The organism is Staphylococcus sp. FSL W8-0304 (genome assembly GCF_038006565.1).
In the GTDB taxonomy this organism is placed as follows: domain Bacteria; phylum Bacillota; class Bacilli; order Staphylococcales; family Staphylococcaceae; genus Staphylococcus; species Staphylococcus epidermidis.
Window position 1 is genome coordinate 1,591,894 of sequence record NZ_JBBOVL010000001.1, and the last position, 25,125, is coordinate 1,617,018.

The 25,125-nt window shown below is 32.5% G+C and carries 21 protein-coding genes; 1 reads left to right on the plus strand and 20 read right to left on the minus strand.

Translation table 11 applies throughout. From position 1 onward, the window contains the following. Positions 1 to 11: 11 nt before the first annotated feature. The 15 genes from NST35_RS07515 to NST35_RS07585 all read right to left on the minus strand — a co-directional run bounded on the left by NST35_RS07515 (position 12) and on the right by NST35_RS07585 (position 19,047). Complete coding sequence (locus NST35_RS07515) at positions 12 to 938, minus strand: alpha/beta hydrolase (RefSeq protein WP_002457339.1); 927 nt, start codon at positions 936 to 938, stop codon at positions 12 to 14. A 221-nt stretch (positions 939 to 1,159) separates the two neighbouring features. Beyond that, positions 1,160 to 2,833: a glycerol-3-phosphate dehydrogenase/oxidase gene (locus tag NST35_RS07520; protein ID WP_002457340.1), complete on the minus strand. Its 1,674-nt coding sequence runs from the start codon at positions 2,831 to 2,833 to the stop codon at positions 1,160 to 1,162. A gap of 176 nt (positions 2,834 to 3,009) precedes the next feature. Then, positions 3,010 to 4,509, minus strand: coding sequence for a glycerol kinase GlpK (gene glpK, locus NST35_RS07525; RefSeq protein WP_002446325.1), 1,500 nt, complete (start codon positions 4,507 to 4,509; stop codon positions 3,010 to 3,012). Between the two features lie 153 nt (positions 4,510 to 4,662). Further along, the gene (locus NST35_RS07530; RefSeq protein ID WP_002446324.1) at positions 4,663 to 5,487 is read right to left on the minus strand and encodes an MIP/aquaporin family protein; all 825 of its coding nucleotides are present in this window, start codon (positions 5,485 to 5,487) and stop codon (positions 4,663 to 4,665) included. 372 nt (positions 5,488 to 5,859) lie between these two features. Beyond that, positions 5,860 to 6,393 carry a glycerol-3-phosphate responsive antiterminator gene (locus tag NST35_RS07535; RefSeq protein ID WP_002446323.1) on the minus strand — a complete coding sequence of 178 codons (534 nt, stop codon included), beginning with the start codon at positions 6,391 to 6,393 and terminating at the stop codon, positions 5,860 to 5,862. A 13-nt stretch (positions 6,394 to 6,406) separates the two neighbouring features. Further along, positions 6,407 to 8,344 (minus strand): DNA mismatch repair endonuclease MutL, encoded by a 1,938-nt coding sequence (gene mutL, locus NST35_RS07540; protein ID WP_340747288.1) that lies wholly within the window; start codon positions 8,342 to 8,344, stop codon positions 6,407 to 6,409. Positions 8,345 to 8,358: 14 nt separating this feature from the next. Beyond that, positions 8,359 to 10,980, minus strand: coding sequence for a DNA mismatch repair protein MutS (gene mutS / locus NST35_RS07545; protein WP_002496220.1), 2,622 nt, complete (start codon positions 10,978 to 10,980; stop codon positions 8,359 to 8,361). Between the two features lie 197 nt (positions 10,981 to 11,177). Further along, the gene (gene thiW, locus NST35_RS07550) at positions 11,178 to 11,672 is read right to left on the minus strand and encodes an energy coupling factor transporter S component ThiW (protein WP_002457343.1); all 495 of its coding nucleotides are present in this window, start codon (positions 11,670 to 11,672) and stop codon (positions 11,178 to 11,180) included. Between the two features lie 23 nt (positions 11,673 to 11,695). After that, a complete protein-coding gene (locus NST35_RS07555; RefSeq protein ID WP_032604445.1) occupies positions 11,696 to 12,061 on the minus strand; it encodes a RicAFT regulatory complex protein RicA family protein in 366 nt (121 codons plus the stop codon). Next, a complete protein-coding gene (gene miaB, locus NST35_RS07560; protein WP_002457344.1) occupies positions 12,054 to 13,607 on the minus strand; it encodes a tRNA (N6-isopentenyl adenosine(37)-C2)-methylthiotransferase MiaB in 1,554 nt (517 codons plus the stop codon). The genes NST35_RS07555 and miaB overlap by 8 nt, the downstream gene beginning before the upstream one ends. 342 nt (positions 13,608 to 13,949) lie before the next feature. Beyond that, positions 13,950 to 14,240, minus strand: a complete 291-nt coding sequence (locus NST35_RS07565; protein ID WP_001829496.1) for a thiamine-binding protein — start codon at positions 14,238 to 14,240, stop codon at positions 13,950 to 13,952. Positions 14,241 to 14,296: 56 nt separating this feature from the next. Further along, positions 14,297 to 14,914 carry a poly-gamma-glutamate hydrolase family protein gene (locus NST35_RS07570; RefSeq protein WP_002457345.1) on the minus strand — a complete coding sequence of 206 codons (618 nt, stop codon included), beginning with the start codon at positions 14,912 to 14,914 and terminating at the stop codon, positions 14,297 to 14,299. Positions 14,915 to 15,512: 598 nt separating this feature from the next. Next, on the minus strand, positions 15,513 to 16,379 hold the full coding sequence (locus tag NST35_RS07575) for a 2-oxoacid:ferredoxin oxidoreductase subunit beta (RefSeq protein WP_002457346.1): 867 nt from the start codon (positions 16,377 to 16,379) through the stop codon (positions 15,513 to 15,515). Next, the gene (locus tag NST35_RS07580) at positions 16,380 to 18,140 is read right to left on the minus strand and encodes a 2-oxoacid:acceptor oxidoreductase subunit alpha (RefSeq protein ID WP_002457347.1); all 1,761 of its coding nucleotides are present in this window, start codon (positions 18,138 to 18,140) and stop codon (positions 16,380 to 16,382) included. Positions 18,141 to 18,252: 112 nt separating this feature from the next. Next, on the minus strand, positions 18,253 to 19,047 hold the full coding sequence (locus NST35_RS07585) for a TIGR00282 family metallophosphoesterase (RefSeq protein ID WP_002457348.1): 795 nt from the start codon (positions 19,045 to 19,047) through the stop codon (positions 18,253 to 18,255). Positions 19,048 to 19,209: 162 nt separating this feature from the next. Here NST35_RS07585 and NST35_RS07590 point away from each other — a divergent pair, with 162 nt between their 5' ends. Further along, positions 19,210 to 19,425, plus strand: coding sequence for a hypothetical protein (locus NST35_RS07590; RefSeq protein ID WP_002457349.1), 216 nt, complete (start codon positions 19,210 to 19,212; stop codon positions 19,423 to 19,425). An 88-nt stretch (positions 19,426 to 19,513) separates the two neighbouring features. Here the strand turns inward: NST35_RS07590 and rny are convergent, their stop codons facing one another. The 5 genes from rny to NST35_RS07615 form a co-directional block, all read right to left on the minus strand. Then, positions 19,514 to 21,073, minus strand: a complete 1,560-nt coding sequence (rny, locus tag NST35_RS07595) for a ribonuclease Y (RefSeq protein WP_001829512.1) — start codon at positions 21,071 to 21,073, stop codon at positions 19,514 to 19,516. Between the two features lie 224 nt (positions 21,074 to 21,297). Further along, on the minus strand, positions 21,298 to 22,347 hold the full coding sequence (gene recA / locus NST35_RS07600) for a recombinase RecA (RefSeq protein WP_340747289.1): 1,050 nt from the start codon (positions 22,345 to 22,347) through the stop codon (positions 21,298 to 21,300). A gap of 170 nt (positions 22,348 to 22,517) precedes the next feature. Next, positions 22,518 to 23,663 (minus strand): CinA family nicotinamide mononucleotide deamidase-related protein, encoded by a 1,146-nt coding sequence (locus NST35_RS07605; RefSeq protein ID WP_002457350.1) that lies wholly within the window; start codon positions 23,661 to 23,663, stop codon positions 22,518 to 22,520. A 447-nt stretch (positions 23,664 to 24,110) separates the two neighbouring features. Continuing rightward, on the minus strand, positions 24,111 to 24,692 hold the full coding sequence (gene pgsA, locus NST35_RS07610) for a CDP-diacylglycerol--glycerol-3-phosphate 3-phosphatidyltransferase (protein WP_002446313.1): 582 nt from the start codon (positions 24,690 to 24,692) through the stop codon (positions 24,111 to 24,113). A 28-nt stretch (positions 24,693 to 24,720) separates the two neighbouring features. Beyond that, positions 24,721 to 25,113 carry a helix-turn-helix domain-containing protein gene (locus NST35_RS07615; RefSeq protein ID WP_002457351.1) on the minus strand — a complete coding sequence of 131 codons (393 nt, stop codon included), beginning with the start codon at positions 25,111 to 25,113 and terminating at the stop codon, positions 24,721 to 24,723. Positions 25,114 to 25,125: the final 12 nt, after the last annotated feature.

A 25,125-nucleotide genomic window follows, 5' to 3' on the forward strand; every position in this document is an offset into this window, starting at 1 on the left:
TTAAGATTCACTCACTTTTGTTTTTTCAAAATTTGCTTTTCCATCCATTCAAACATGTGTTGCCAAGTTTTCAAATAATCTTCCTCAAATAATATTTCATGACGCTTATGTTTATATAGTTGTACTGTTATATGTTTAATACCTGCCCTTTTATATAATCTAGCTAAATGCTTTATACCTTTACCATATTCACCAAACGGATCATCTTTCCCAGAAATAAATAGTATAGGTAGATTTTTGTCCGTTCTTTTTAATTGTTGTCGTTCTGCTGTTTTCATCATGGTCTTTAAAGTTTGATAAATGAGCTGATTTGATACCTTGAATCCACAAAATTCATCTTCCACAAATTTATCAACTTCATCTTGACGTGTAGAAATCCAATCACTTTCTGTTCGAGGTTGAGTGATTTTTTTATTGAAAGTTTTATTCAATAATTGATTCACCCATTTGAGTCGACGTCGTTTTCCAAAAATAAATGTAACTATCTTCATCGCTAAACGTATTGGAACGCCTTTCCACTTGGGGAACATACCTGTTCCTGTAAGAATTAAACCTTGAGCAATGTCAGGATACTTTTCAACAAATAATCTAGCAATAATGGAGCCCATTGAATGACCTATGATAATATAGGGTACATTGAGCTCTTCAAGATATAATGTCTCAATGATTTCATAAGCGTCATCTACAATTTGATTCATGCTATTAAAATGACCACGTTCATTCTCGTCTATTTCTTTACCATGTCCACGGTGATTATGTCTGACAACATCATAACCTTGTGTATTTAAAGCTTCAACTAACTCTTGATAACGGTCCATATGTTCAGCCATGCCATGGAAAAGATGAACAATACCAATAGTACTCTTTTTTGCTTTATCAATTTTCACCTCTATCATTGTTCCATCTTCAACTGTTATTTTAAAATGACTTTGACTCACAACATATGCCCCCATTCCTTTTTATTTGTTATGTCATTTATAGTACATCAACCTATATCATATTTAATATACCGTGTGTGAGATATCATATCAAATCGTACGCACAGTGAGTTTTTAGAAGCTTATAGTATTAAAATAAAAAACTACTTGCAGATAAAAAGGTCTCCTCCATCTACAAGTAGTTTATTATAATCTATTAGATATACAATCAATAGGAATGATTAAGCTTTAGTTGCGGGTTGATCATTTCCTGTACGTGCCTCATCAATCGCAACTTCTACTTCTTTAGTATAAGCCTCTTTTTGAGTTTCACTATAATTAAGCATATCTGCCATAACATCTATCACAGCATTTTTATAATCTAACACATCTTGAATATTAAAGTATAATTTGCCAGAACGACGTACTAAGAAGTCAGTTGGTTTGTAAACCATTTCTTGTTGAATGCTATAAACTAATTCAACATAAATTTCTAATGGTAACTTACTATCATGGTATGGTGCCGTTTGAGCAATATTAAATAGTTGATCAACATTTGAACCATATTTACTTGCTAAGCGACGTGCCACATCTTCATCAATTCCAAAACCTTTAGCTGCATCAACTTTTTGTTCAACAAAGTGTTCAAAGTTTTTGCTTCCGCCAACGTCACCACCGGAAATTTTTAGATTTTTTGTGGCACATGATTCAAATTTCAACCCGTATTCTTGTTTCAAACGTTTAGCTAATAAATCAACAATTTCTAGTGCCATATGACGATAACCAGTTAATTTACCGCCTGCTATTGTTAATAATCCAGATTCACCTTCCCAAACTTCATCTTTACGTGAGATTTCAGAAGGATCTTTACCTTTTTCAAGAATTAACGGACGAATACCTGCCCATGTTGATTCAATATCTTCATCTTTAACATTAACTGTAGGGAACATGTAGTTAATTGCATTAATTAAATAATCTCTATCTTCTTGTGTTGTTAAAGGAGTTGCTTTTTCATTATCATAAAATGTGTCAGTTGTTCCTACATAAGCTTTTCCTTCACGTGGAATTGCGAAAATCATACGTCCGTCTTTTTCAGTATCAAAGTATACTGCTTGACCTAATGGGAATTTAGATTGATCTATAACAACGTGCACACCTTTAGTTAATCTTAATTGCTTATTGTTACGAGCATAATCGCCACTTCTCACTTCATCAACCCATGGACCTGAAGCATTAATAACTTTTTTAGCTTTAATCGCATACGTTTCGCCATCAATCATATCCAATACTTCAATACCATTTACTTTCTTATTAGAATCATAAGTGAAGTGTTCTGATTTTGTATAATTAAGGATTTCTGCTCCATTTTCAGCAGCTTTTTTCATAACTTCAATAGTTAAACGCGCATCATCAGTACGGTATTCTACATAGTAGCCACCGCCTTTTAATCCATCACGTTTAACTAAAGGTTCTTTATTTAACGTTTCTTGCTTAGATAACATTTTTTTACGTTCAGATTTTTTGACACCAGCTAGACGATCGTACATAGCTAGTCCAATAGAAGTTGAGAACTTACCAAATGTACCACCTTTATGCATAGGTAAAAGCATCCATTCTGGTGTTGTCACATGCGGACCATTTTCATAAACAATAGCACGTTCTTTACCTGTTTCTGCAACTACCCCTACTTGCAGTTGTTTTAAATATCTTAAACCACCATGTACAAGTTTAGTTGAGCGTGAACTTGTACCTTGTGCAAAGTCTTGCATCTCTACTAAAGCTACTTTCATGCCACGATTGCTTGCATCTAAAGCAATACCTGCACCTGTAATACCGCCACCTACGATAACAACATCGTATTCAGTGTCTCTTAAATTCTTTTTAATATGATCCCTTTTCAATGTAGATAATGACATTATCTAAACGCCTCCTAGTTATAAATAAAAAACGAGAAATTTATCCCCACAATAACATTAAATTGTTTTGTACGAACAAATCTCTCGTTTCTCGATTTTCTTATTAACTTATCTAAATTATAACACAGTTAAGAAAATCAAGTCCATTTAAAGATTTAAAAAGTCTAAAACATAGCTTAATCTTCTAATTTAAATACTTGAGTCGCCTTAACAGCTTTTTTCCAACCACTATAAAGTTTATGACGTTGATCTTCATCCATTTCTGGTTTGAACTCAGTTTGAAGTTTCCAACGTTCACGGATATCCTCTTTATCATCCCAGAATCCAACAGCTAATCCAGCTAAATATGCAGCACCAAGTGCTGTTGTTTCTTGGATTTCAGGTCTTTCAACAGATGAATTTACGATATCTGCTTGGAACTGCATAATGAAGTTATTTTTTACAGCACCACCATCAACGCGTAAATTTTGAACTTCAATACCTGAGTCCTTAGACATAGCTTCCATAACATCTCTTGTTTGATAACATAAAGATTCTAATGTAGCACGAATGAAATGTTCTTTTTCCGTACCACGAGATAATCCGAAAATAGCACCTCTTGCTTCTGAATCCCAATAAGGTGTACCTAAACCAACAAATGCTGGAACCATATAAACACCCTCAGTTGACTCTACTCTTGAAGCATAGTTTTCGGTTTGTGGCGCAGAATTAATCATTCTCAAACCATCTCGTAGCCATTGGATAGCAGAACCAGATACGAAAATTGAACCTTCAAGTGCATAATTAACTTTTCCATCTAAACCGTATGCAATGGTTGTTAACAAGCCACTTTCAGACTTAACTGCTTCTTCACCAGTATTCATTAGCATAAATCCACCTGTGCCGTATGTATTTTTTACATCACCACGGTCGAAACATGCTTGACCAAATAATGCTGCTTGTTGGTCACCGGCAATACCAGCAATAGGTACTTCTTGACCAAAGAAGTGATAGTCGATAGTTTTCCCGTAAATTTCACTTGATTCTTTAACTTCAGGTAACATTTGTTTAGGAATATCTAAGAGTTCTAACAACTCATCATCCCATTTTAGGTCATAAATATTAAACATTAATGTACGACTTGCATTTGTGTAATCTGTAATATGAGCAGTACGCCCTGACAATTTCCATACTAACCATGAATCGATTGTTCCGAAGAGTAAATCACCATTTTCAGCTTTTTCTCTAGCACCTTCAACATGATCAAGAATCCATTTTACTTTAGTTCCCGCAAAGTACGGGTCTAAAAGTAAACCTGTTTTTTCTCTAAATGTTTCTTCATAGCCTTGTTCCTTTAAATTTGTACAAATATCCTGTGTCTGACGTGATTGCCAAACAATAGCGTGATAGATTGGACGACCTGTATTTTTATCCCATACAACTGTCGTTTCACGTTGGTTTGTAATACCAATACCTTCAATTTGATTTGCATTAATATTGTTTTCATTAAGTAACTCAGCCATAACTGATAGAACAGATGTCCATATTTCATTAGCATCATGTTCTACCCAGCCTGGATGTGGAAAGTGTTGTTTAAATTCTCTTTGAGAAACACCTTTAATTTCTCCTTCTTTATTAAAAAGTATCGCACGTGAACTCGTAGTTCCTTGATCAATTGATAAAATATATTTTTCCATAGGTATATGACTCCTTCAAAAGTGAATAATGAATTCATTATCTAAACAATTAAACATTCTAAAATGATAATTAAATAGACTTTTAAATGTGATTGTTCAACACACATGAACATATCACGTTAATCATACGGTTATATATACGAATGCCATATGTTAATAAATTGATTCAATATCGTTGTTTTTATTTTGAGATATCTTATTTAGTATCACACCAAGTATAAGTGTGAATATAAGTACAATTAAACCAATGAAACAACTAAAATTGAATGTTTGTTTATAAAATACTTCGTAAACAATCGCACCTAACATACCGCCTGCCATTGGTCCCAGAACGGGTACAATTGCGTAAGACCAGTTAGATTTACCTTTACCATGAATTGGCAAAATAGCATGCGCAATACGTGGTGCTAGGTCACGGGCTGGATTAATAGCGTAACCAGTAGTACCTCCTAAGCTTAAACCAATTGCTATGATAAGACTACCAACAATAATTGGATTTAAACCATCAGCAATTTTATTAACCCCGATAAATAAAATTCCTAATGTTAAAGCCATAGTCCCGATAATCTCACTTAAAAAGTTAGCAAAATAATTTTTAATAGCTGGTGCTGTTGAAAATACACCTAATTTGACCGCTGGATCTTCTGTAACTTTCCAGTGTGGTAAATACATTAACCATACTAAAGCTCCACCAACAATACCGCCAAGCATTTGACAAACAATATAGCCCGGTACTTGTGCCCAGCTAAATCCACCATCCATGGCTAAAGCAACTGTTACAGCTGGATTTAAATGTGCACCAGAAAACGTTCCAACAGCATAAACGCCCATTGTTACTGCCAAACCCCAACCAAATGCAATAACAATCCAATCTGCACCGTTACCAGCACTTCTCTTTAAGTTAACGTTTGCACAAACGCCACCACCAAAAAGAATAAGGATTGCAGTACCTAAAAATTCTGCTAAATAAGCATTCATATACATTCCTCCCAAAAAACAGGGAGACCCCTACGTCAAATATATTACTTGTAGAAATCTCCGCGTCTCTCTTCTAATATTAACTTTTAAACTTGTTATAAGTTTACTATTATGTTGTAAGCGTTGTCAACAATTTTGTAAAAAAATTGTCATATTTGATTAAAGTTTTTATTGATATAGTGAGCATTTATTTTTGATGCACTAAATAAAAATTTTAACAATTTTATTAAAAGTGCATTTTTCTTTTTTACATATAAAAAAGAATGCACTTTAAGTTATTAATCATCCGGTATTCAAATCCACTCATTCCATGAAAAAGTGATAATACGCTGATTAACAAACTTAAATGCATTCTCATTAACAGTATATGAATTACCAAAGTTTTTCGTAACTTGTAGTAACGTACTTAGCACCATTGGAAATTGCTTCACTAATTTCCGATGGTTCATCAATAAGACCACCAGCTATTACTGATGCTGATGTTTCTTGTTGAATTTTACTCACTGCTTTACTTGCAACACCAGGTAAAACTTCAACATAGTCAGGCTCTACTTTTTTAATCAGTTCAATACTTCTTGTTAACGCTTGACTATCTATAATAAACACTCTAAATATCGTCAATGTATTTAACATTTTAGCTTTTTTGATGACTTTTGCTTTTGTAGAAACAATACCTTTAGGTTTATATTGTTGAATAATATACTCACAAGCAAATTCATCATGACTGAGTCCTTTGATTAAATCGATATGTACATAACATTCAATCGAATGACTTTTAAGTAACTCCATAATGCTTTTCAAATGACCTATATGCATATCTAACACAACACATGCCTTGTAGTCTGTTTTAATTAACTTTTCTAAATCTCTCATATTTCTAATAGCTGGCAAAATATTCTCTTTCATAATTAAAACTCCTCTACATTACTCTTTTAAATAACTTTTCTAATTCGTAATTTGAAAAATTGATAATAATCGGTCTGCCATGAGGACAAGTAAAAGGATCTTCTGCTTCTCTTAGTTGATCAATTAAATCTGCCATTTCATTATTTTTTAAATAGTGATTAGCCTTAATTGATTTCTTACAAGACATCATGATTGCTGCATCTTCTCTTATTTTCTTCACATCAACACTTTTGTGTTTTAAGACAAGTTCAATCATATCTTTAATAATTTCTTCCGCTTCTACTTTTGGAAACCATACTGGGTAGCTATTTACAATATAATCATGCCCACCAAAATGTTCAAGATGTACTCCTACTTTATCTAATTCATCTTTGTACTGGTCAATAATCATTTGTTCATCTTTAGAGAAATGGAAGGTGAGTGGTATTAATAAGTTTTGTACTTCATTTGTCACTTCCCCAATTTTTTCTCTAAAGTATTCATATTTAATTCTTTCCTGAGCAGCATGTTGGTCAATCATAAACATTCCATTTTCATTTTGTGCAATGATATACGTACCGTGTACTTGACCTACAATTTCCATATAAGGCACCCTACGATGAGGTGTCTGACTCACTGTTCCTTTAATATCATTTGATTGCTGATTTAATGTCTTATATTCGTTAGATGTGTCTTGTTCCATATCAAACAATACTTCTTTTTGACTTTGTAAGTAACTATCATCAATGTGATTGTGTAATTCATTAGAAACTTCTGTACTTTCATTATTTGTCGATGAAGTTGAATCTAAATCATTCCTATGCGACTCAACATCATGATTTTTATCTTTTTGATCATGTACATATGGTGCAGATGTTTTTCCAATTTGTGATTGTTTCTTCTCGAAATTAATCTTTTGTTGTTCAAATGTTTCTAAAACCTTATTCTTTTTGGGCGTACGATTTAAATCGTTTTGTGGGATGAGGATTTTGTCTTTAAAAGCCTCTCTGATTTTGGTTACGATAAGATCGTAAAGTTGATCTTCTTTAGAAAGTCTCACTTCTAATTTTGTTGGGTGAACATTTACATCAACCAAAATAGGATCCATTTGGATATTAATATAGCATATAGGAAATCTTCCTATTGTAAGCAATGTGTGATAACCTTCTAAAATTGCTTTATTGAGTACAAAGTTTTTGATGTATCTACCATTGATGAAAATAGAAATGTAATGTTTATTACTTCTAGAATGTTCAGGCTTAGCTACAAATCCTTCAAGATGATAATCACTAGTATCACCCGAAATATGCACTAAATCCTTTGCTACTTTCATTCCATAAATTTCAGCCATTACTTCATTTGTTCTTCCTGAACCATTCGTACTTAAAAGTGTTTTACCATCTGAAACTAAAGCAATTCTAATTTTGGGATGACTCATAGCCATTCTATTTACAATGTCCGTAATTTTACCTAGTTCGGTATACAAACTTTTTATATATTTTAAACGTGCAGGTGTATTGTAGAATAATGACTCCACTTGTATATCTGTACCCTTTTTAGCTTTTGCAGGTTTTTGATGAATAATTTTACCATCTTCAGCATATATTTCATGTCCATTTTCATTATCAGTACAGGTCTTTAATGTCACCTTTGCTACTGATGAAATACTAGCTAAAGCTTCTCCCCTAAACCCTAAAGTACGAATATGGAACAAATCATCATCTGCGACTATTTTACTCGTTGCGTGTCTATGAAATACTAACCCTAAATCTTCCTGAGCAATACCTGTGCCATTATCTACAACCCTTATTGATGAAACTCCAGATTGTTCAACCTCAATATTAATCTCTGTCGCTTGTGCATCAATTGCATTCTCTAAGAGCTCTTTAACTACGGAACTTGGTCTTTCAACTACTTCACCCGCAGCTATTTTATTAGCTAGAGACGTCTCAAGTTCTTTTATTTTCCCCATCGTTTACACCTCTTCTACTTTAATTGACTTTGTAATTCATTCAGCTTGATTAAGGCTTCCAATGGTGTCATATTGGATAGATTTAATTCTCGAATTTGACATTCAACCTCACTTTGTTGATTGTAACCATCAAATAAATCAAAGGTCGCTTGCTCATAATTGTGATTTGATGTATGCGTTTCTATAACTGATTGTTCTTCTTCTATTCGACCATAATCGTTATACGACGGAACCGTACGTTGATCGTCAGTATCCTGATGAGAAAGTTGATACGAAGGTTTTTGCTCAAATGCATTTAAAATAACTTGCGCTCTATCAATGACTTCATTAGGTAAATCCGCTAATTTTGCCACTTGAATACCATAGCTATCATCCACAGCGCCATCTTTGACTTTATGCAAAAATATCAGTTCACCTTGATACTCGTTTGCAGCAACATGTACATTTTTTAAACAGTTAAGCATTTGATCAAGTGAAGTCAATTCATGATAATGTGTTGAGAAAAGTGTCTTAGCATGGCTAGTTTGAGCGACATATTCAATCATCGCTTGCGCTAACGCAAGACCATCATAAGTGGATGTACCTCTTCCTATTTCGTCAAAGATAATTAAACTATTTTCAGTAGCATAAGTTAAAGCTTTTTGAGCTTCTAACATTTCTACCATAAATGTACTTTTACCTGATACAAGGTCATCTGCTGCACCAATCCTAGTAAAAATTTGATCAAATATAGGTAATGTTGCTGAATCACATGGTACATATGCTCCCATTTGAGCCATGATACTTATTATAGCAACTTGTCTCATATATGTTGACTTACCTGACATATTAGGTCCCGTAATGAGATAAATAAACGTTTCATCATCAAGATGGCAATCATTAGGTACATAATCATTATGATCCATCACTCTCTCAACAACAGGATGTCTTGAGTTTTCTAAATGTAAAACTTTATCATCACTAAATGTAGGTTTGACATAATTATATTTTTGAGCAATTTCAGCAAAACTTTGTAAACAATCAAGTTCTGAAATGATTTTCGCTTGCTTTTGTAAACGTTCCGTGTACGTTTTAATGTGTTCTCGTAATTTAACAAATAATTCATATTCTAACTCTACTGCTTTATCTTCAGCACCAAGTATTATATCTTCTTTTTCTTTTAATTCATCCGTAATAAATCGTTCAGCATTAGATAATGTTTGTTTTCGATCATAGCCAAACGCTTCAGGTTGAAAATTATTTAAGTTTGCACGTGTAATTTCTATAAAATAACCAAACACTTTATTAAAACTAATCTTCAATGACTTAATACCTGTACGTTCACGTTCTTTTGCTTGTAATTCTGCAAGCCAAGTTTTACCATTTTTTGAAGCTTCTAAATATTCATCTAGTTGCGTGTTGAATCCTTTTTTAAATAAACCACCATCTTTGATGGAAATAGGCGGCTCTTCAACTAAACTTTCTTCTAAAATTTGTAACAAGTCATCTAAAGGTTCCAATTCTTTAAATTGCGTGGTAGTTTGTGCATCCAATTCATTGAGTAATGCTTTTATATGAGGTATTTCGGATATAGAATGCTTTAGTTGTATTAAATCTCTTGCATTTACGTTTCCGTAACTCACTCTTCCTACAAGTCGTTCTATGTCATACACTTGATTTAAATGATTACGTAATGTATCTCTTTCAATAAAACGGTCCATAAACTCTTCAACAATATTTAATCTGTCGTTGATTTGTTGTTTATTAATTAATGGGCGATCAATCCACTGCTTTAAACGTCTAGCACCCATTGGTGTTTTTGTCTCATCCATTAACCATAACAAGGTCCCTTTTTTTGATTTTAATCGTATGCTTTCTGTCAGCTCTAAATTTCTCTTTGCATAATAATCCATCTTCATATAATCAACTGCAGCATATTCAATCACTTCCTCAATGTGAGATAAGTCTCGCTTTTGTGTGTGATGAATATAATCTAGCAATAATTGAGTTGTGTCATGCATTAACTGATGTGTCAACTGATTCATATCATAATCTTCATCAGATATATCTTCACGAACAGTAATCGTCTCAGTTATCATGTTGATTTGTCTTTTTAATTCTTCAGATAGAGCTTGCTTTATGACAATTTCATTGGGATTAATTGTTGTAATCTCATTAAGCAAGGTTGCTGTATCTTTGAAATGAGTTACTTTGAGTTCTCCTGTAGAAACATCACAATAGCATAATCCAAATTCTTCATTTTCGATAAAACTTAAAATATAATTATTTTTCTTTTCATCCATACCACTTTGATCCATAACAGTTCCTGGTGTGACGATTCTTACAACTTCTCTTCTAACCATTCCTTTTGTTTGCTTTGGATCTTCCATTTGTTCACATATAGCGACCTTATACCCATTATTAATCAATGTTTCAATGTAATTATCAGCAGAATGATATGGTACGCCACACATCGGAATAGGATTTTCTTTTTTAGCATCTCTTTTCGTCAATGTTATTTCAAGTACTCTTGATGCTTCTTTAGCATCATCAAAGAACATTTCATAGAAATCTCCAAGTCTAAAAAATAGCAAACAATCATCATATTCAGATTTTATCTTTAAATATTGTTGCATCATTGGTGTAATGTTAGCCATTTCTATTTTCACAACCCTTATTCTTATATCTTTATTTATATTATATGTATAAATTTATGGTTTTTAACTCATTCATTTTAACATATATGTTTTTGAAACGCTTTTGTGTAATAGATACAAAAAGTACGCTTTCATATGAACAGATATCAACATTTTACTTATAATCCCCTATTCATCAAGCGTACTTAAAATAAATATTAATTTTTGTTAAATCTATCTAGTAAACCTCTTCTTTTCAACATAATAAGCAATATATAACTAATTAAAGCTCCAATAAAGCTTGATACTATGAACATAAGCATTAATGGTTTAATAAAGAAATCTTGAAGTCCTAAAAACCATGCTAAAGGTATACACATTAAACTACCAATAACACCAGTCCCTAATACTTCACCAACTGAAGCCATAAAAATATGCTTCCTATACATATAAAACAGACTGGAAAATAAGACACCTATCATACTTCCTGGAAAAGCAAATGCACTTCCAGTTCCAAATGAAATTCGTAGTACAGAAGAAATAAAAGCTTGTGCTAAACCATACCATGGTCCAACGAATACAGCACATAATACATTTACAAAATGTTGAACGGGTGCGGCTTTAATTGGACCTAAAGGAATAACAATTAAACTACTTAACACGACATTAATAGCTATTAAAAATGCTGTGATGGTCAACTTTCTAATATTCATTGTACTTAACTCCTCTAAAATAATTATTCATTATGTTCTTTTTTATTATATTCATTGAGTCTATCTTCCATTGTTTTGACCATCATTTGTAGTAAATCATTCGCCTCATATTGTGCTGAACGAAATTCTTCAACAATAGGTAATTCATTAATTTCATCTTTTAGATACTGAATTTTAGCTTCAGATTGCTCGAGTGCATTTTGTTTTCCATAATTTTGAAAATTAACCGATTGTTTTTGTTGGGCTTTCAAACGATTCATCTTTTGTTTTATTGCTTGATTATTATGAATTTGTTTTTCTACATTATGATAATCTTGAACAACTTCTAGTTTTCCGATTTTCTCTGCCAAACATTCGACTTTTTGTATGATTTCTTTTTCACTATACATACGATTGTGTCACCATTGAACGTTGATGTTCTTGTATAAATGTTCCATTTAAAGAATATTGTTTTGCCTCGTCAATTTTGACATCAACGAGTTTACCAATGCTCTCTCTTGGTCCTTTAAAATTCACAAGTTTATTTTTATCAGTATAACCTGCTAGAACATTCTCATCTTTTTTACTAGAACCTTCACATAATACGGTAACAATCTTACCTTCATACTGACTCATTGCTTGTTGAGAATACATTCCAACCTTCTTATTAAGTCTTTGCAAACGTTCTTTTTTCACTTCTAAAGGTACATTATCCTTCATTTTAGCTGCTGGTGTTCCATCTCTTTGTGAATATAAATATGTGTACGCATGCTCAAATTGAACGTCATCATATAATGTTAATGTTTCTTCAAATTGTTCTTCAGTTTCATTTGGATAACCTACTATAATATCAGTAGTTAAAGCTACGTTAGGGATAGCTTCCTTTATTCTTGAAACTAAATCAAGATAACTCTCTCTTGTATATTTACGACCCATTATCTTTAGTACTTGGTTATTACCTGATTGTACCGGTAAATGGATATGCGGTACTATGTTCCCACCTTTAGCTATAACTTCAATCATTCGATCTGTAAAGTCCCAAGGATGACTTGTTGTAAAACGAACTCGAGGTATATCAATTTTAGAAATATCTTCCAATAAGTCACCTAATTCATAATCCAGACCTTCGATATCTTTACCATATGAATTTACATTTTGACCTAATAAGGTAATTTCTTGATAACCTTCTCTTGCTAATTCTCTAACTTCATCAATGATGTCCTCTGGACGACGACTACGTTCTTTTCCTCTAGTAAACGGAACAATACAATAAGTACAAAACTTGTCGCAACCATACATAATATTAACCCAAGCTTTAATGTGACCATCACGCACTTTAGGTAAATTTTCGATGATGTCTCCCTCTTTAGACCATACTTCAACTACCATCGCTTTTGATAAGTATGCCTCTTCTAAAATTTCAGGTAAATGATGAATGTTGTGTGTCCCAAAGACCATATCTACATTTTGATAAGATTTTAATATTTTATTTACGACTGATTCTTCTTGAGACATGCAACCGCACACCCCAATTAAACAATCTGGGCGTTCTTTTTTTAAATGTTTTAAATTTCCTATTTCACTAAAGACTTTATTTTCAGCATTTTCTCTAATGGCGCATGTATTAATTAAAATCACATCCGCTTCATTAATATCTGATGTCGCACTATAACCTAGTGCATTTAATATTCCTGCCATAACTTCAGTGTCATGTGCATTCATTTGACATCCATATGTTTTAATTAAAAAAGTACGACCTTTACCCATACCTTTGTATTTTTCATCTATATGAAAATCTCTGTTATATTGAACTTCTTGTTTTCCTCGTTTTTTAGCTTCTTTTAAGCTAGGTGGCTGATACACTTGTTCAAAGTATTTACTATAATCTTTCTCAGCTTTACGATCACGTTCTGCTAGAATATTTATCGTTCCAGCCTTTCTTTGCTCTTCATTCACTTTGAAAATCCTTTCTATATGCCCATAATCATTACTTCATTATATTAAATTTATAGTCAAAGTGCAAAAAGACATGTATATGATGTTACAGCTATCTTTTATAATTAAATTATTAGCTTTTTATTACAGTAATCGATGTAAATCATATCTAAATGTTTATTTGGACATCATTTATTTATAATATATCAGTTGATAAAAGTCTTTTATATCATATTTTCTGTGTGACAATGCATAGCGTCTGAAGCATACCGATATTTTCTTACAAAATTTTAAGAGCCTTCAACACTATAGCATGTTAGGCTCTTAAATAGACAAGATAAGAAATATTATTCTAATTTACACTTAGTCGTATTTTCCTGTAAGCGTTTCAATTTCTATTCCTTCAGGTACGTGATAAAACTTAACTTGACTAATAATACTTGGACATTCTAATTCAACCATTCTATCATTTAATTTTTGAATTAAAATAAGACATTCACTCATTTCACCTTGAACTGTTGTTTCTAACGGGCCTACTCTGAAATGCAAACCTGAATCATCAATAATTTTAATTGCCTCATCAACATATGGAATAACATCGTTATTGTTCGGTGTTTTTGGAATAATTTGAATACTCATTAATGTATCTTGCATGTTTCATCTCTCCAATTAAGTTTTATAATATTATTTTAACACGCGTTAGAATTTAATTATGCACGTTCTATAGCTTTTTTCATTGCATCTGCAAAGTCGTACATTAAATCATCCCAATTATCTTTATTTTCACGGTTTTTGCGTGAACTTTTTCTATTTTTAAACAGCTCTTTTCTTAACTGAGCTGTCAGTTCTAATTGAACTCCTCCTTGGGTTTGAGTCATATTAACAATATTATTTTCTTGAGTTCCAGAAATATGGTGTGGTGCTTCTTGCACACTAATTCCTATATCTTCAAGGGATTCAGTGATTAACTCAATGAGTCGGTCATCACTACCTCCTATATAAGCCACGCTTTCATTCCCTTCACAACCATGTATGGCTACAGTTCTTTGACTACCTCTCACTAAATCTAGTGCAATTTGGTCATCATAGTGTGTAGAAGTCACATGTAACTCATTATTTCCCTCACTTCTCATACCTTTAAAAGAAAAATAGTTATAGTCGCCACGATGTGCAATCGTATATGCTAATTCAGTTGTGGCAGGTTCAATTCCACCGCCATGTATTGCTAATATAGTGACCATGCTAGAACGATTTTCAAACTCTATTTCCCAATCTTTTCCTTCTTTAGTTAATTCTTTTAATTCCGTCATAGATTTGAATTTGTCCATATTAACCTCCGAAAAATCATCTTATATTTTTATTATTCCCAAAATTCATATTCTTAAAATCTTTTTACAAAATCTTTTACATATTTATTAAAAAAATAAAATTATTGCATTGATTAGGACTGTTCATTTAACTGTTCGCATTATTTATATATTTAATAATAACTCTGAGAAAAATTTCATCTGTTAATTACTTTACCTATATTTTTAAAATAATTTGGAATAAATTATGTCATTCTTATATCATTTACCTTTAGATGAGATGGATGATTAATCGTGTAAAAAATGTTAACTGAGAATTACATTATTGAATCGTTATGCTATTGATAAGCAATATAGATATAAAATAAGAGTGAGCAGAATTAAAATGTTATTCTGACCCACTCTTTAAATATGTTATTTCCCTATATGCATGCTCTATAATACTTTTTAAATTGAACCGTACTTCTTGATTTTCTATCGTAATCATTAAAGTTATTAGATAAGAAATTTCAGTAAAATTGGATAGTCATGATATATCGTATCACATTAAAAGTGCACCTTCGTTTTTATTTTACCTACTTATTTTGACGCAATTCTAGTTATTATGAATGAGTATCCTTTATAAAAATTGTGCAGTTAAGTCGTTAAAAGTTTCTTCTGTAATATGAATGTCTCTTTTAGCTAACGCCTCATGTTCTAGTTCTGAAATTTGCGATTCATAAGAAGGTGTTGTTGTATCTTGATAAACGATACCTTTAACCAATGACTCATGATCCAACACAGTTTTCATAGCAAGTTGTTTATCTGTGTTGTCATAGCCCTCAATATCATCGATACTTGTTAAATGTTCTTTAAACCAGTCATAAGTATTCACTTTATTGTAAGTAACACAAGGTGAGAAAACATTAACAAAAGAAAAACCATCATGATGAATCGCATCTTCAATCATTTTAGTTAATGCCTTTATATCACTTGAGAATCCTTGTGCTACAAAAGTTGCACCAGAGGATAGTGCCAATTCCAATGGAGCTACATTCTTTTCTATATTTCCTTTAGGTGTTGATTTAGTTACAAATCCTTTAGCTGAGGAAGGTGATGTTTGTCCTTTAGTTAATCCATATATTTGATTGTCCATGACAATATACGTCATATTCATATTACGTCTAAGAGCATGAATAGTATGTCCCATTCCTATTGCATAGCCGTCTCCATCGCCACCAGAAGCGATAACTGTTAAATCTTTGTTTGCCATTTTAACGCCTTGCGCTAGAGGCAATGCACGACCATGGATAGAATGCACGCCATAAGAATTAATATAACCTGATAGTCTACCAGAACAACCAATCCCTGTAATGATTGCTACATCTTCTGGTTCTAAACCAATATTCGCTGTCGCTTTTTGTATAGCAGCTTGAACTGAAAAGTCACCGCAACCAGGGCACCAGTTTGGCTTCACATTATTTCTAAAATCTTTAAATGTAGCCAATTACACCAACTCCTTTAACTCTTTAGCAATTTCTAAACCTTTTTCTTCAATTTCATAAGGTAAGAAAGGTTTCCCATCGTATTTTGTTTGATTAACTAATTTATCATCAACTTGTGTGTTCATTTTTAAAATACTTGATAATTGTCCTTGATAATTATGTTCTGCAACTATTACTTTCGAAGCTTTATTAATAGCTTGTTGAACAATATCTTTAGGGAAAGGATGTAATTGTCGAATATGCATCGTATTCACTTTTACACCTTGTCGTTCTAGTCTTTCTGCACCTTCTCCAATAGCACCTTTAGTAGATATAAATCCTATGTACAGTATATCTGCTTTGTCATCATGTTCATTGAGTAACACAGGATTATTGATAACCAAGCTTTCAGTTTTGCGCATTCGTTTTTCCATCTGATTCTGACGATTCATAGGCGCCTCACTTGGCTTCCCTTCTTCATTATGTTCAACACCTGTTACATGATGTATACCACCTTTAACACCTGGTATTGGTCGTGGTGATACGCCACTAGCTGTTAATGCATATCTTTTAAAGTATGCTTTATCATCTTCAGCTCTCTCGATATCTGACTGTATTATTTCTCCACGACGAATATCGATTTTATTATAATCGAGTGTTTTAACAGTTTGTTTTCCTAATGATAATTGTAAATCACTTAACAGAATGACTGGACATTGGTATTCTTCAGCTAAATTAAATGCTTCCATAGTAAGATAAAACGCATCTTCAGCATCTGTAGGAGCAACGACAATTTTCGGAATATCACCATGGGTACCATAAATCATTTGTAATAAATCTGATTGCTCTTGCTTTGTTGGTAAGCCAGTAGAAGGACCACCTCTTTGAGTATTAATAATGACTAACGGCGTTTCAGTCATACCAGACAATCCAATAGATTCCATCATTAAAGAAAGACCTGGACCTGCACTTGCTGTAAATCCTCGTACGCCTGCATAGTTAGCACCAATCGCCATCGTTGCTGCTGCTATTTCATCTTCAGTTTGAACAACAGTACCATCAACTTTAGGTAGATTGGCAATCATGTATTCCATAATTTCAGAAGCTGGCGTAATTGGATAAGCGGACATAAATCTTGATCCAGCTGCTATTGCTCCTAATCCAATTGCGTCATTACCTATCATATATAAATGAGGATGACCGCTACCATTCTCTAACGTAAAGTCTCCATTAACGTTGGTAACTTGTTGCTTCATTAGATCATAACCGATATTAAGAGCTTGTATATTCATATCAACAACTTTATTACCTTTTTTTGAAAACATGTTATCGATTAAAGTTTCAAAAGTTGATGTGTTTAAATCCATCAGTGCAGATGTCGCACCAATTGCCACCATATTCTTCATTAATGCTGTTCCAAGTTCCTTTGCCGTGCTAGTGAATGGTAACTCAATTAATTGAGCCACACAGTTCTCTGGCTTTTTGGGTTTTGCTTTAGCATCTGCAATTATAATACTATCTTCTCTCATTTCATGATGATTTAATTCAATCGTTTCCTGGTCAAAAGCAATGAGTATATCCAAATCATCACTAATCGCATGCACAGGCGATGTTGAAACTCTTATCTTATTATTAGTATGGCCACCTTTTATACGACTAGAAAAGTGTCTATATCCATACAAAAAATAACCTTTTCTATTCATTGCAGTAGCAAAGATTTCACCGGTAGATTCAATACCTTCGCCTTGCTGACCGCCCACTTTCCATGATATTTGTGATTTCATATCACATGCCTCCTGTGGTATTAATTCACTCTCTATGATAACAAAATAAACCACTGTTTTACTATTTCAACAGTGGTACAAGTTTAAATTCATACTAATGGACTATATCCTTTTAAATTTGGAAAGGATGGTCCTCATTTATTAACAGTCTCTTTATTTGAATCGTTTTACCTTCTTTATTTAAATCTATGATAACTCCTGATAATACGCCTCTCCCATCATCTGGAACAACATGCCTTTGTGGCAAACTGGTAATAAAACGTTGAATAACTTCATCTCTATTGATACCTAAAATACCATCGTAATAACCTGTCATTCCGACATCTGTGATATATCCTGTGCCATGAGGTAATATACGATCGTCAGAAGTTTGAATATGTGTATGAGTACCAACAACAGCGCTCACTCTGCCATCTAAATACCAACCCATAGCATTTTTTTCAGATGTAGTTTCAGCGTGAAAATCTACAAATATGTATGGTGTAGATCTTTGAGCTTCCTCGATTAACTGGTCGGCCTTTTTAAATGGATCATCAATATCTTGCATAAATGAACGCCCTTGTAAATTAATAATAGCCAATTTAATATCGTTAATTTTTATTATTCTCATACCTGTTCCTGGAGCTTCATCAGGAAAATTTGCAGGTCTAACCATTCGATGAGCATCATCAATAAAATCGTAAATTTCTCTTTGACCATATGTATGATTACCCATAGTCATGAAATCCACGCCTTCTCTTAGAAGTTGTTTGTAAATTTTTTCTGTTAATCCTTTGCCGTGTGCGGCATTTTCAGCGTTTACTATAGAAACTGTTGGGTGATAAGCTTGTTTAATTTTAGGTAAATAAGTAGTAATCATTTTCCTGCCCACTTTACCAACGATGTCACCTATAAACAATATTCTCATTTCTGTTCATCCTCTCATAAATTAAGTTTAATGGATACTGTACTATAATAAAAGTCTCATCAACAAATTAATTATTCTGAAAATTAAAAGACTTTACTTTTTTGTATTTATGTATTGTGTTAATATAAAATTAATAAAAATATAGGAGTTGTTTATTCATTCATGTCTATTAATATTGATCCTGAAAAATTTGCTGAATTAGTTGTAACTTCAAATCCAGCCAAATCTGATGAAGCTGAAGATATCGCTAAAGAAAGTTTAATTTTATACATTAATGCTTATCGTTTAGCAGAAAAATATGCAAACATCTCTACAAATTGCTATGATACAGCTGAAATTTTAAAAGAAATTAATGAAGTTGATTTACAATTAAAATAAATCATTATATCCGAGCGTTTATACGCTCGGTTTTTTATATTATATTTAATAAGCCACTGGCCGTAGATACGGTCAGTGGCTTATGGAATTATTTAGCATATTCTATTGCTCTAGTCTCTCGAACAACTGTCACTTTGATATGTCCAGGATATTGTAACTCTTCTTCAATTTGGTTCTTAATATCTCTTGCCAATCTATATGATTTTAAATCATCAATTTCTTCAGGTGAGACGACTACACGAATCTCTCTACCAGCTTGTATAGCAAATGCTTTTTCTACCCCATCATAACTTTCAGATAACGTTTCGAGTCTCTCAAGTCTTCTAATATAATTTTCAAGTGTCTCTTTACGTGCACCTGGTCGCGCAGCTGATAATGCATCTGCTGCTGCAACTAAAATAGAAATGATAGAGGTTGGTTCAACATCACCATGATGTGAGTGAATAGCATTAATAATTATGTTATTTTCATTATATTTCTTGGCTAATTCAACACCTATTTCTACGTGACTACCTTCAACTTCATGATCAATAGCTTTACCAACATCATGTAATAATCCTGCACGTTTAGCTAGAGTAACATCCTCTCCTAGTTCTGCTGCAAGCATACCTGAGAGGTGGGCAACTTCAATTGAATGTTTAAGTACATTCTGACCATAACTAGTTCGATAATTTAATCGACCCAAAATTTTCACTAAATCAGGATGCATATTGTGTACATTTATTTCAAAAGTAGCTTGTTCTCCAGCATCTCTTATGATATCGTCTACTTCCTTTCTAGCTTTTTCGACCATATCTTCAATACGTCCAGGATGAATACGTCCATCAGAAACTAAATTAACTAGTGCAGTTCTAGCAATTTCACGTCTAATTGGATCAAAGCCTGATAAAATAACTGCTTCTGGTGTGTCATCAATGATTAAATCAATGCCAGTAAGTGTTTCTAACGTACGTATATTTCTACCTTCTCTACCTATGATACGACCTTTCATTTCATCATTAGGCAGATTTACGACTGAAACAGTTGATTCAGTTGTATGTTCTGCTGCTAATCTTTGTACAGTTGTAGCAAGTAATTCTTTAGCTGTTTTATCAACTTTTTCTTTCGCTTCTTTTTCTTTTTCTTTAACAAGTATTGCAATATCTTGTGACAGTTCTTCTTCAACTCTTTGAAGCTGTTCTTTCACAGCTTCTTCTTGAGTGAGACCGGAGATGCGTTCTAATTCTTGTTCATGCTTCATTATTAATGTTTGAACACTACTCTCTTTTGCATCTACTTGTTGTTGTCTTTCTTCAAGTTTTGATTCTTTTTGTTCCAAAATCTCATCTTTTTTATCTAAAAGATCAGATTTCCGATCCAAATTTTCTTCTTTTTGAAGAAGTCGGGTTTCTTGTCTTTGAAGTTCACCACGTCTTTCACGCAGTTCATTCTCAGCTTGTTCTTTTAAAATTTGGTTCTCTTCTTTTGCCTCAAGTAATTTTTCTTTTTTAATATTGTCTGCTTCTTTATTAGCATAGCTAACAATATCATCGGCAGTTTGTCTTGCTTGAACTTGTTTTTGGTGTAATAAATTTCGGGCAACAATATACCCTACAACAACGCCTAGAATAATCCCCAGCAAAATGAGTAGGAGGCTTAATAAATTCACATAAACACCTCCTTTATCTAGGGTTTGCTTTGTATATCAAAATCAATATGATTATATGAAATTATATAAGAATCATACATACTAATTGTACGTTTATCGACAGATATGTGTCAAGATATGAAATTGCACTACACTCACTTTAAATTGCTTTTCTTAAAGAACAAATCAAAAACTACAAAAAAAGATGGCTAATTGAGCCATCCTTTTAATTAATCAACTAAAAACTATTCATCAAATAAAGTTTTTGGTGAATCGTCTTCATTTTCATTTTCATCCACATCACCATCGAAAATACCTAACTTTTCACGTAACTTACGGTCAATTTCTTCTTTGATTTGTGGATTTTCCTTTAGATAATTTTTGACATTTTCTTTACCTTGCCCCATTCTATCTCCATTATAAGAATACCAGGCACCTGATTTATCAACGATATCGTTCTCTACACCTAAATCAATGAGCTCTCCTTCCTTAGAGATACCTTGACCATACATAATATCTACTTCTGCAACTCTAAATGGAGGTGCAACTTTATTTTTCACAACTTTTATTTTAGTTCTGTTACCTACAATGTCTTGACCTTGTTTTAACTGCTCTGCTCTTCTTACCTCTAAACGTACAGAACTATAGAATTTTAGGGCTCTACCACCGGGCGTTGTTTCAGGGTTCCCGAACATCACGCCAACCTTTTCACGAATTTGGTTAATAAATATAGCTGTAGTATTAGATTTAGAAATAGCCCCTGATAACTTTCTTAATGCTTGAGACATTAATCTTGCTTGTAAACCAACATGAGTATCTCCCATTTCACCTTCAATTTCAGCTTTAGGTGTTAAGGCTGCTACTGAATCGACAACAACAATGTCCACAGCACCACTACGAACAAAAGCTTCGGCGATTTCAAGACCTTGCTCACCATGATCTGGTTGAGATAAGTATAAATTGTCAATATCTACACCTAATGCTTGTGCATATACTGGATCGAGAGCGTGTTCGGCATCGATAAATGCTGCTACACCGCCGTTTTTTTGTACTTCAGCGATAGCATGTAAAGCTACTGTCGTCTTACCCGAACTTTCAGGTCCATATATTTCGATAATTCTTCCTTTAGGATAACCTCCAACCCCTAATGCATTATCAACTGTGACAGAACCACTTGAAGTACTTGATATTCTGCGACCTTTATTATCGCCTAACTTCATAACGGCACCTTTACCAAAAGATTTTTCCATATTTTTAATGACTGTATCTAAAGCTTTTTGACGTTCATTATCCAAAACGAGACCTCCTACTACAGAAAGTTATCTGTATAATATCTTATACTTACTATACAAGTATTTTAAGCAAAACACAAGTCTTTTGCGAATATTTGTTCGCATTTATTGTGTTTTAGCTGATACAAAAACGAACAAACGTACTTATATTTTTAGCGAAAATTTAAAATTTACTATTTATTAAGCCAATTTAATAATCTAATCATCGCATAATTTTGACTTCTGCTTCTCAATAAATTACGACTTTGAGACATCTTAAATGTTTCGATATCGAAATTATTTCCATCATAAATTCCTAAATATACAATATTATCTTTATTTAAAAGTACAATACCCAAATCTGTTTGGTACAAATCCCTGACATATTGAGCAGCATTGAATAAAACGGTATTAAACTCACAAGTTATATCAATAAATTGGTTAGAATGTGGTAGCATACCTTTAACTAGATTTTTACTGTCAGCATTTTTTAATCGAGTAAACAAAGCTCCATTAGTTACACCGTCATAAATAGCAAAATTCTGTTTTGCACTATTTATAACTGATTCTTCAATGCTAACTTCGTCTGAACCAAAATAATAAGTACCAATCCTATTTAAAATTTCATCTCGAATAGGCTTAATAAGCAGTTGACATCGTTCCTTACTTTCGGCATTGGCTGTTAATCTAACATATACTTCATGCGTACCTGCAAGAGGTGCGATTGTCGGATTAGTTTGTTCATCTATAAGATCAATTAATAGTGTTTCTAATTTTGACTCTCCTATACCAGCAAATCTAAGTAATTCAGAAAAGATAACTTCATCTTTATCCATAAGATAAGGTAATAATTCATTCTTCGCCATAGGTTGCATTTCTTTCGGTGGACCTGGTAGTAGAATTATTTTTTGTTTATCTAATTCTACAAGCATACCAGGAGCCATACCATGTTTATTTGGTAAAACTATGGCATCTTCAATCACTAATGCTTGTTGCTTATTATTAGAGGTCATATCTTGACCTTGTTCTTTAAAATAGTTTTTGATAAAGTTTAACGATGTTTCATCCGTCACTAGATTTTTTCCTAATACTTTAGCTACAGTATGTTTAGTTAAATCATCTTTTGTTGGCCCTAAGCCACCTGTTAAAACAATGGTATCAAATCTAGATAGACATTGCTTTATTACATATTCTAACCTTTGAGGGTTATCACCAATAACTGTGTGTTCTACTACACTTTTACCAATACTATTAAAAAGTTTTGAAAGATATTGCCCGTTTGTATTAGCTATTTGACCTAGTAATAGTTCAGAGCCAACAGCTACTATTGAAATATTCATCAATGATATACTCCCTAATATTTATATTGTCTTTTCAATAAGTCCATTATATATTTTTTTGTAATATAAATCGAAAATAAGAATCTTTATAGAAACAGTTTATATATGTATCACAGAACTGTCATCTAATATAACTTAAACATAACATCACATTTTTTATAAGATGCTGAAATTACATTTATATAAAAGATTTACCAGATGTATATCAATATTACATCTGAAAAGTGAAATATTAAATCAATTCTAGTAAATGTTTTATCTTCTTTGTCACAATAGATCAATTAAAAAAATAAAAGGTTTGCAACCCATCTAGAGTAGGAAACAAACCTTTGAAAAAGATAACTAAATCAAAATGTATATATTTTTAGAGAGTATGATTATATAACAAATTGATATGGTACTTTATAGATGAAATAAATTTACAAGCTCAATTTTTAAATTACACATTTATTTAGAATGTTTAAATACATCTCTTCCTTTATAAAAATATTCAATACCTGAAAGAATAGTAAAGAATACTCCAATGTATAATAACCACACTCCAATTGGGAAATGTACATAGTGCATGAAAGGATCGCCGAATAAAATCCATATAATTGCAACCATTGTCACTGCAGTTTTTATTTTTCCAAGTTGCCCTGCAGCACTTACAAACCCTTGTTCAATTTGTAGTAATCGTAATCCTGTAACGGCAAATTCTCGAGCAATAATAATGATAGCAACGACAGAATTAGTAAAACCAAGTTGCACCATAACAATTAATGCACTCGCGACCAATAATTTGTCTGCAAGTGGATCTAAGAATTTCCCCATATTAGTAACTAATTGCCATTTGCGGGCAAGATAACCATCAGCAAAATCACTTAATGATGCAACCACAAATATGATAGCACTAATTAATATTTCAATTCTGATATGATTTCCACCTAAAATTGAAATTTGCCCAAAACCAAAATCAACTAAAGCAAATAAAATAAAAAATGGTATTAAAATAACTCTAAATACCGTTATTTGATTCGGTATATTCATATTAAATCCTCATTTCTAAAACATATATTTATATAATTAATATTGCGAGTATCCAAACGATTAAAGATATTAAAATAATGAAACCCATCCACATCAACAATTGAAACACTTCTTTAGATTGACGTCGGTAAGGGGGTTCATACCCATTAGAAAATGTTTGTATCACATCATCAATTTGATATTGTGTTTCAGGAATCTCATCTTGATGTGCTTCAATAAGTTGATTTGGTTCGATATTTACAACTTTAGCGTATTTTCTAATAAAACCTTCAGTATAATCACTCTTGGCTAGTTCATTAAAATCATTATTTTCTATATGTATTAACGTTTGACGCTTTAACTGAGTTCTTTGTTCTAATTCATTTAGTGTCATACCCAATCTTTCACGTCTACTTTTCAACACTTCACCAATCGTTTTCACTCAAAGTCCTCC

Coding starts and splice junctions, on each gene's coding strand:
- pgsA (WP_002446313.1), bottom strand. CDS start 24,692: ATGAATATACCGAATCAAATAACGGTATTTAGAGTTATTTTAATACCA.
- NST35_RS07535 (WP_002446323.1), bottom strand. CDS start 6,393: ATGAAAGAGAATATTTTGCCAGCTATTAGAAATATGAGAGATTTAGAA.
- NST35_RS07605 (WP_002457350.1), bottom strand. CDS start 23,663: ATGAATATTTCAATAGTAGCTGTTGGCTCTGAACTATTACTAGGTCAA.
- NST35_RS07530 (WP_002446324.1), bottom strand. CDS start 5,487: ATGAATGCTTATTTAGCAGAATTTTTAGGTACTGCAATCCTTATTCTT.
- NST35_RS07565 (WP_001829496.1), bottom strand. CDS start 14,240: ATGCAAGATACATTAATGAGTATTCAAATTATTCCAAAAACACCGAAC.
- NST35_RS07555 (WP_032604445.1), bottom strand. CDS start 12,061: ATGTATAGTGAAAAAGAAATCATACAAAAAGTCGAATGTTTGGCAGAG.
- NST35_RS07520 (WP_002457340.1), bottom strand. CDS start 2,833: ATGTCATTATCTACATTGAAAAGGGATCATATTAAAAAGAATTTAAGA.
- thiW (WP_002457343.1), bottom strand. CDS start 11,672: ATGAATATTAGAAAGTTGACCATCACAGCATTTTTAATAGCTATTAAT.
- NST35_RS07580 (WP_002457347.1), bottom strand. CDS start 18,140: ATGAAATCACAAATATCATGGAAAGTGGGCGGTCAGCAAGGCGAAGGT.
- mutS (WP_002496220.1), bottom strand. CDS start 10,980: ATGGCTAACATTACACCAATGATGCAACAATATTTAAAGATAAAATCT.
- NST35_RS07570 (WP_002457345.1), bottom strand. CDS start 14,914: ATGGACAAATTCAAATCTATGACGGAATTAAAAGAATTAACTAAAGAA.
- NST35_RS07585 (WP_002457348.1), bottom strand. CDS start 19,047: ATGAGAATATTGTTTATAGGTGACATCGTTGGTAAAGTGGGCAGGAAA.
- NST35_RS07590 (WP_002457349.1), top strand. CDS start 19,210: ATGTCTATTAATATTGATCCTGAAAAATTTGCTGAATTAGTTGTAACT.
- glpK (WP_002446325.1), bottom strand. CDS start 4,509: ATGGAAAAATATATTTTATCAATTGATCAAGGAACTACGAGTTCACGT.
- mutL (WP_340747288.1), bottom strand. CDS start 8,344: ATGGGGAAAATAAAAGAACTTGAGACGTCTCTAGCTAATAAAATAGCT.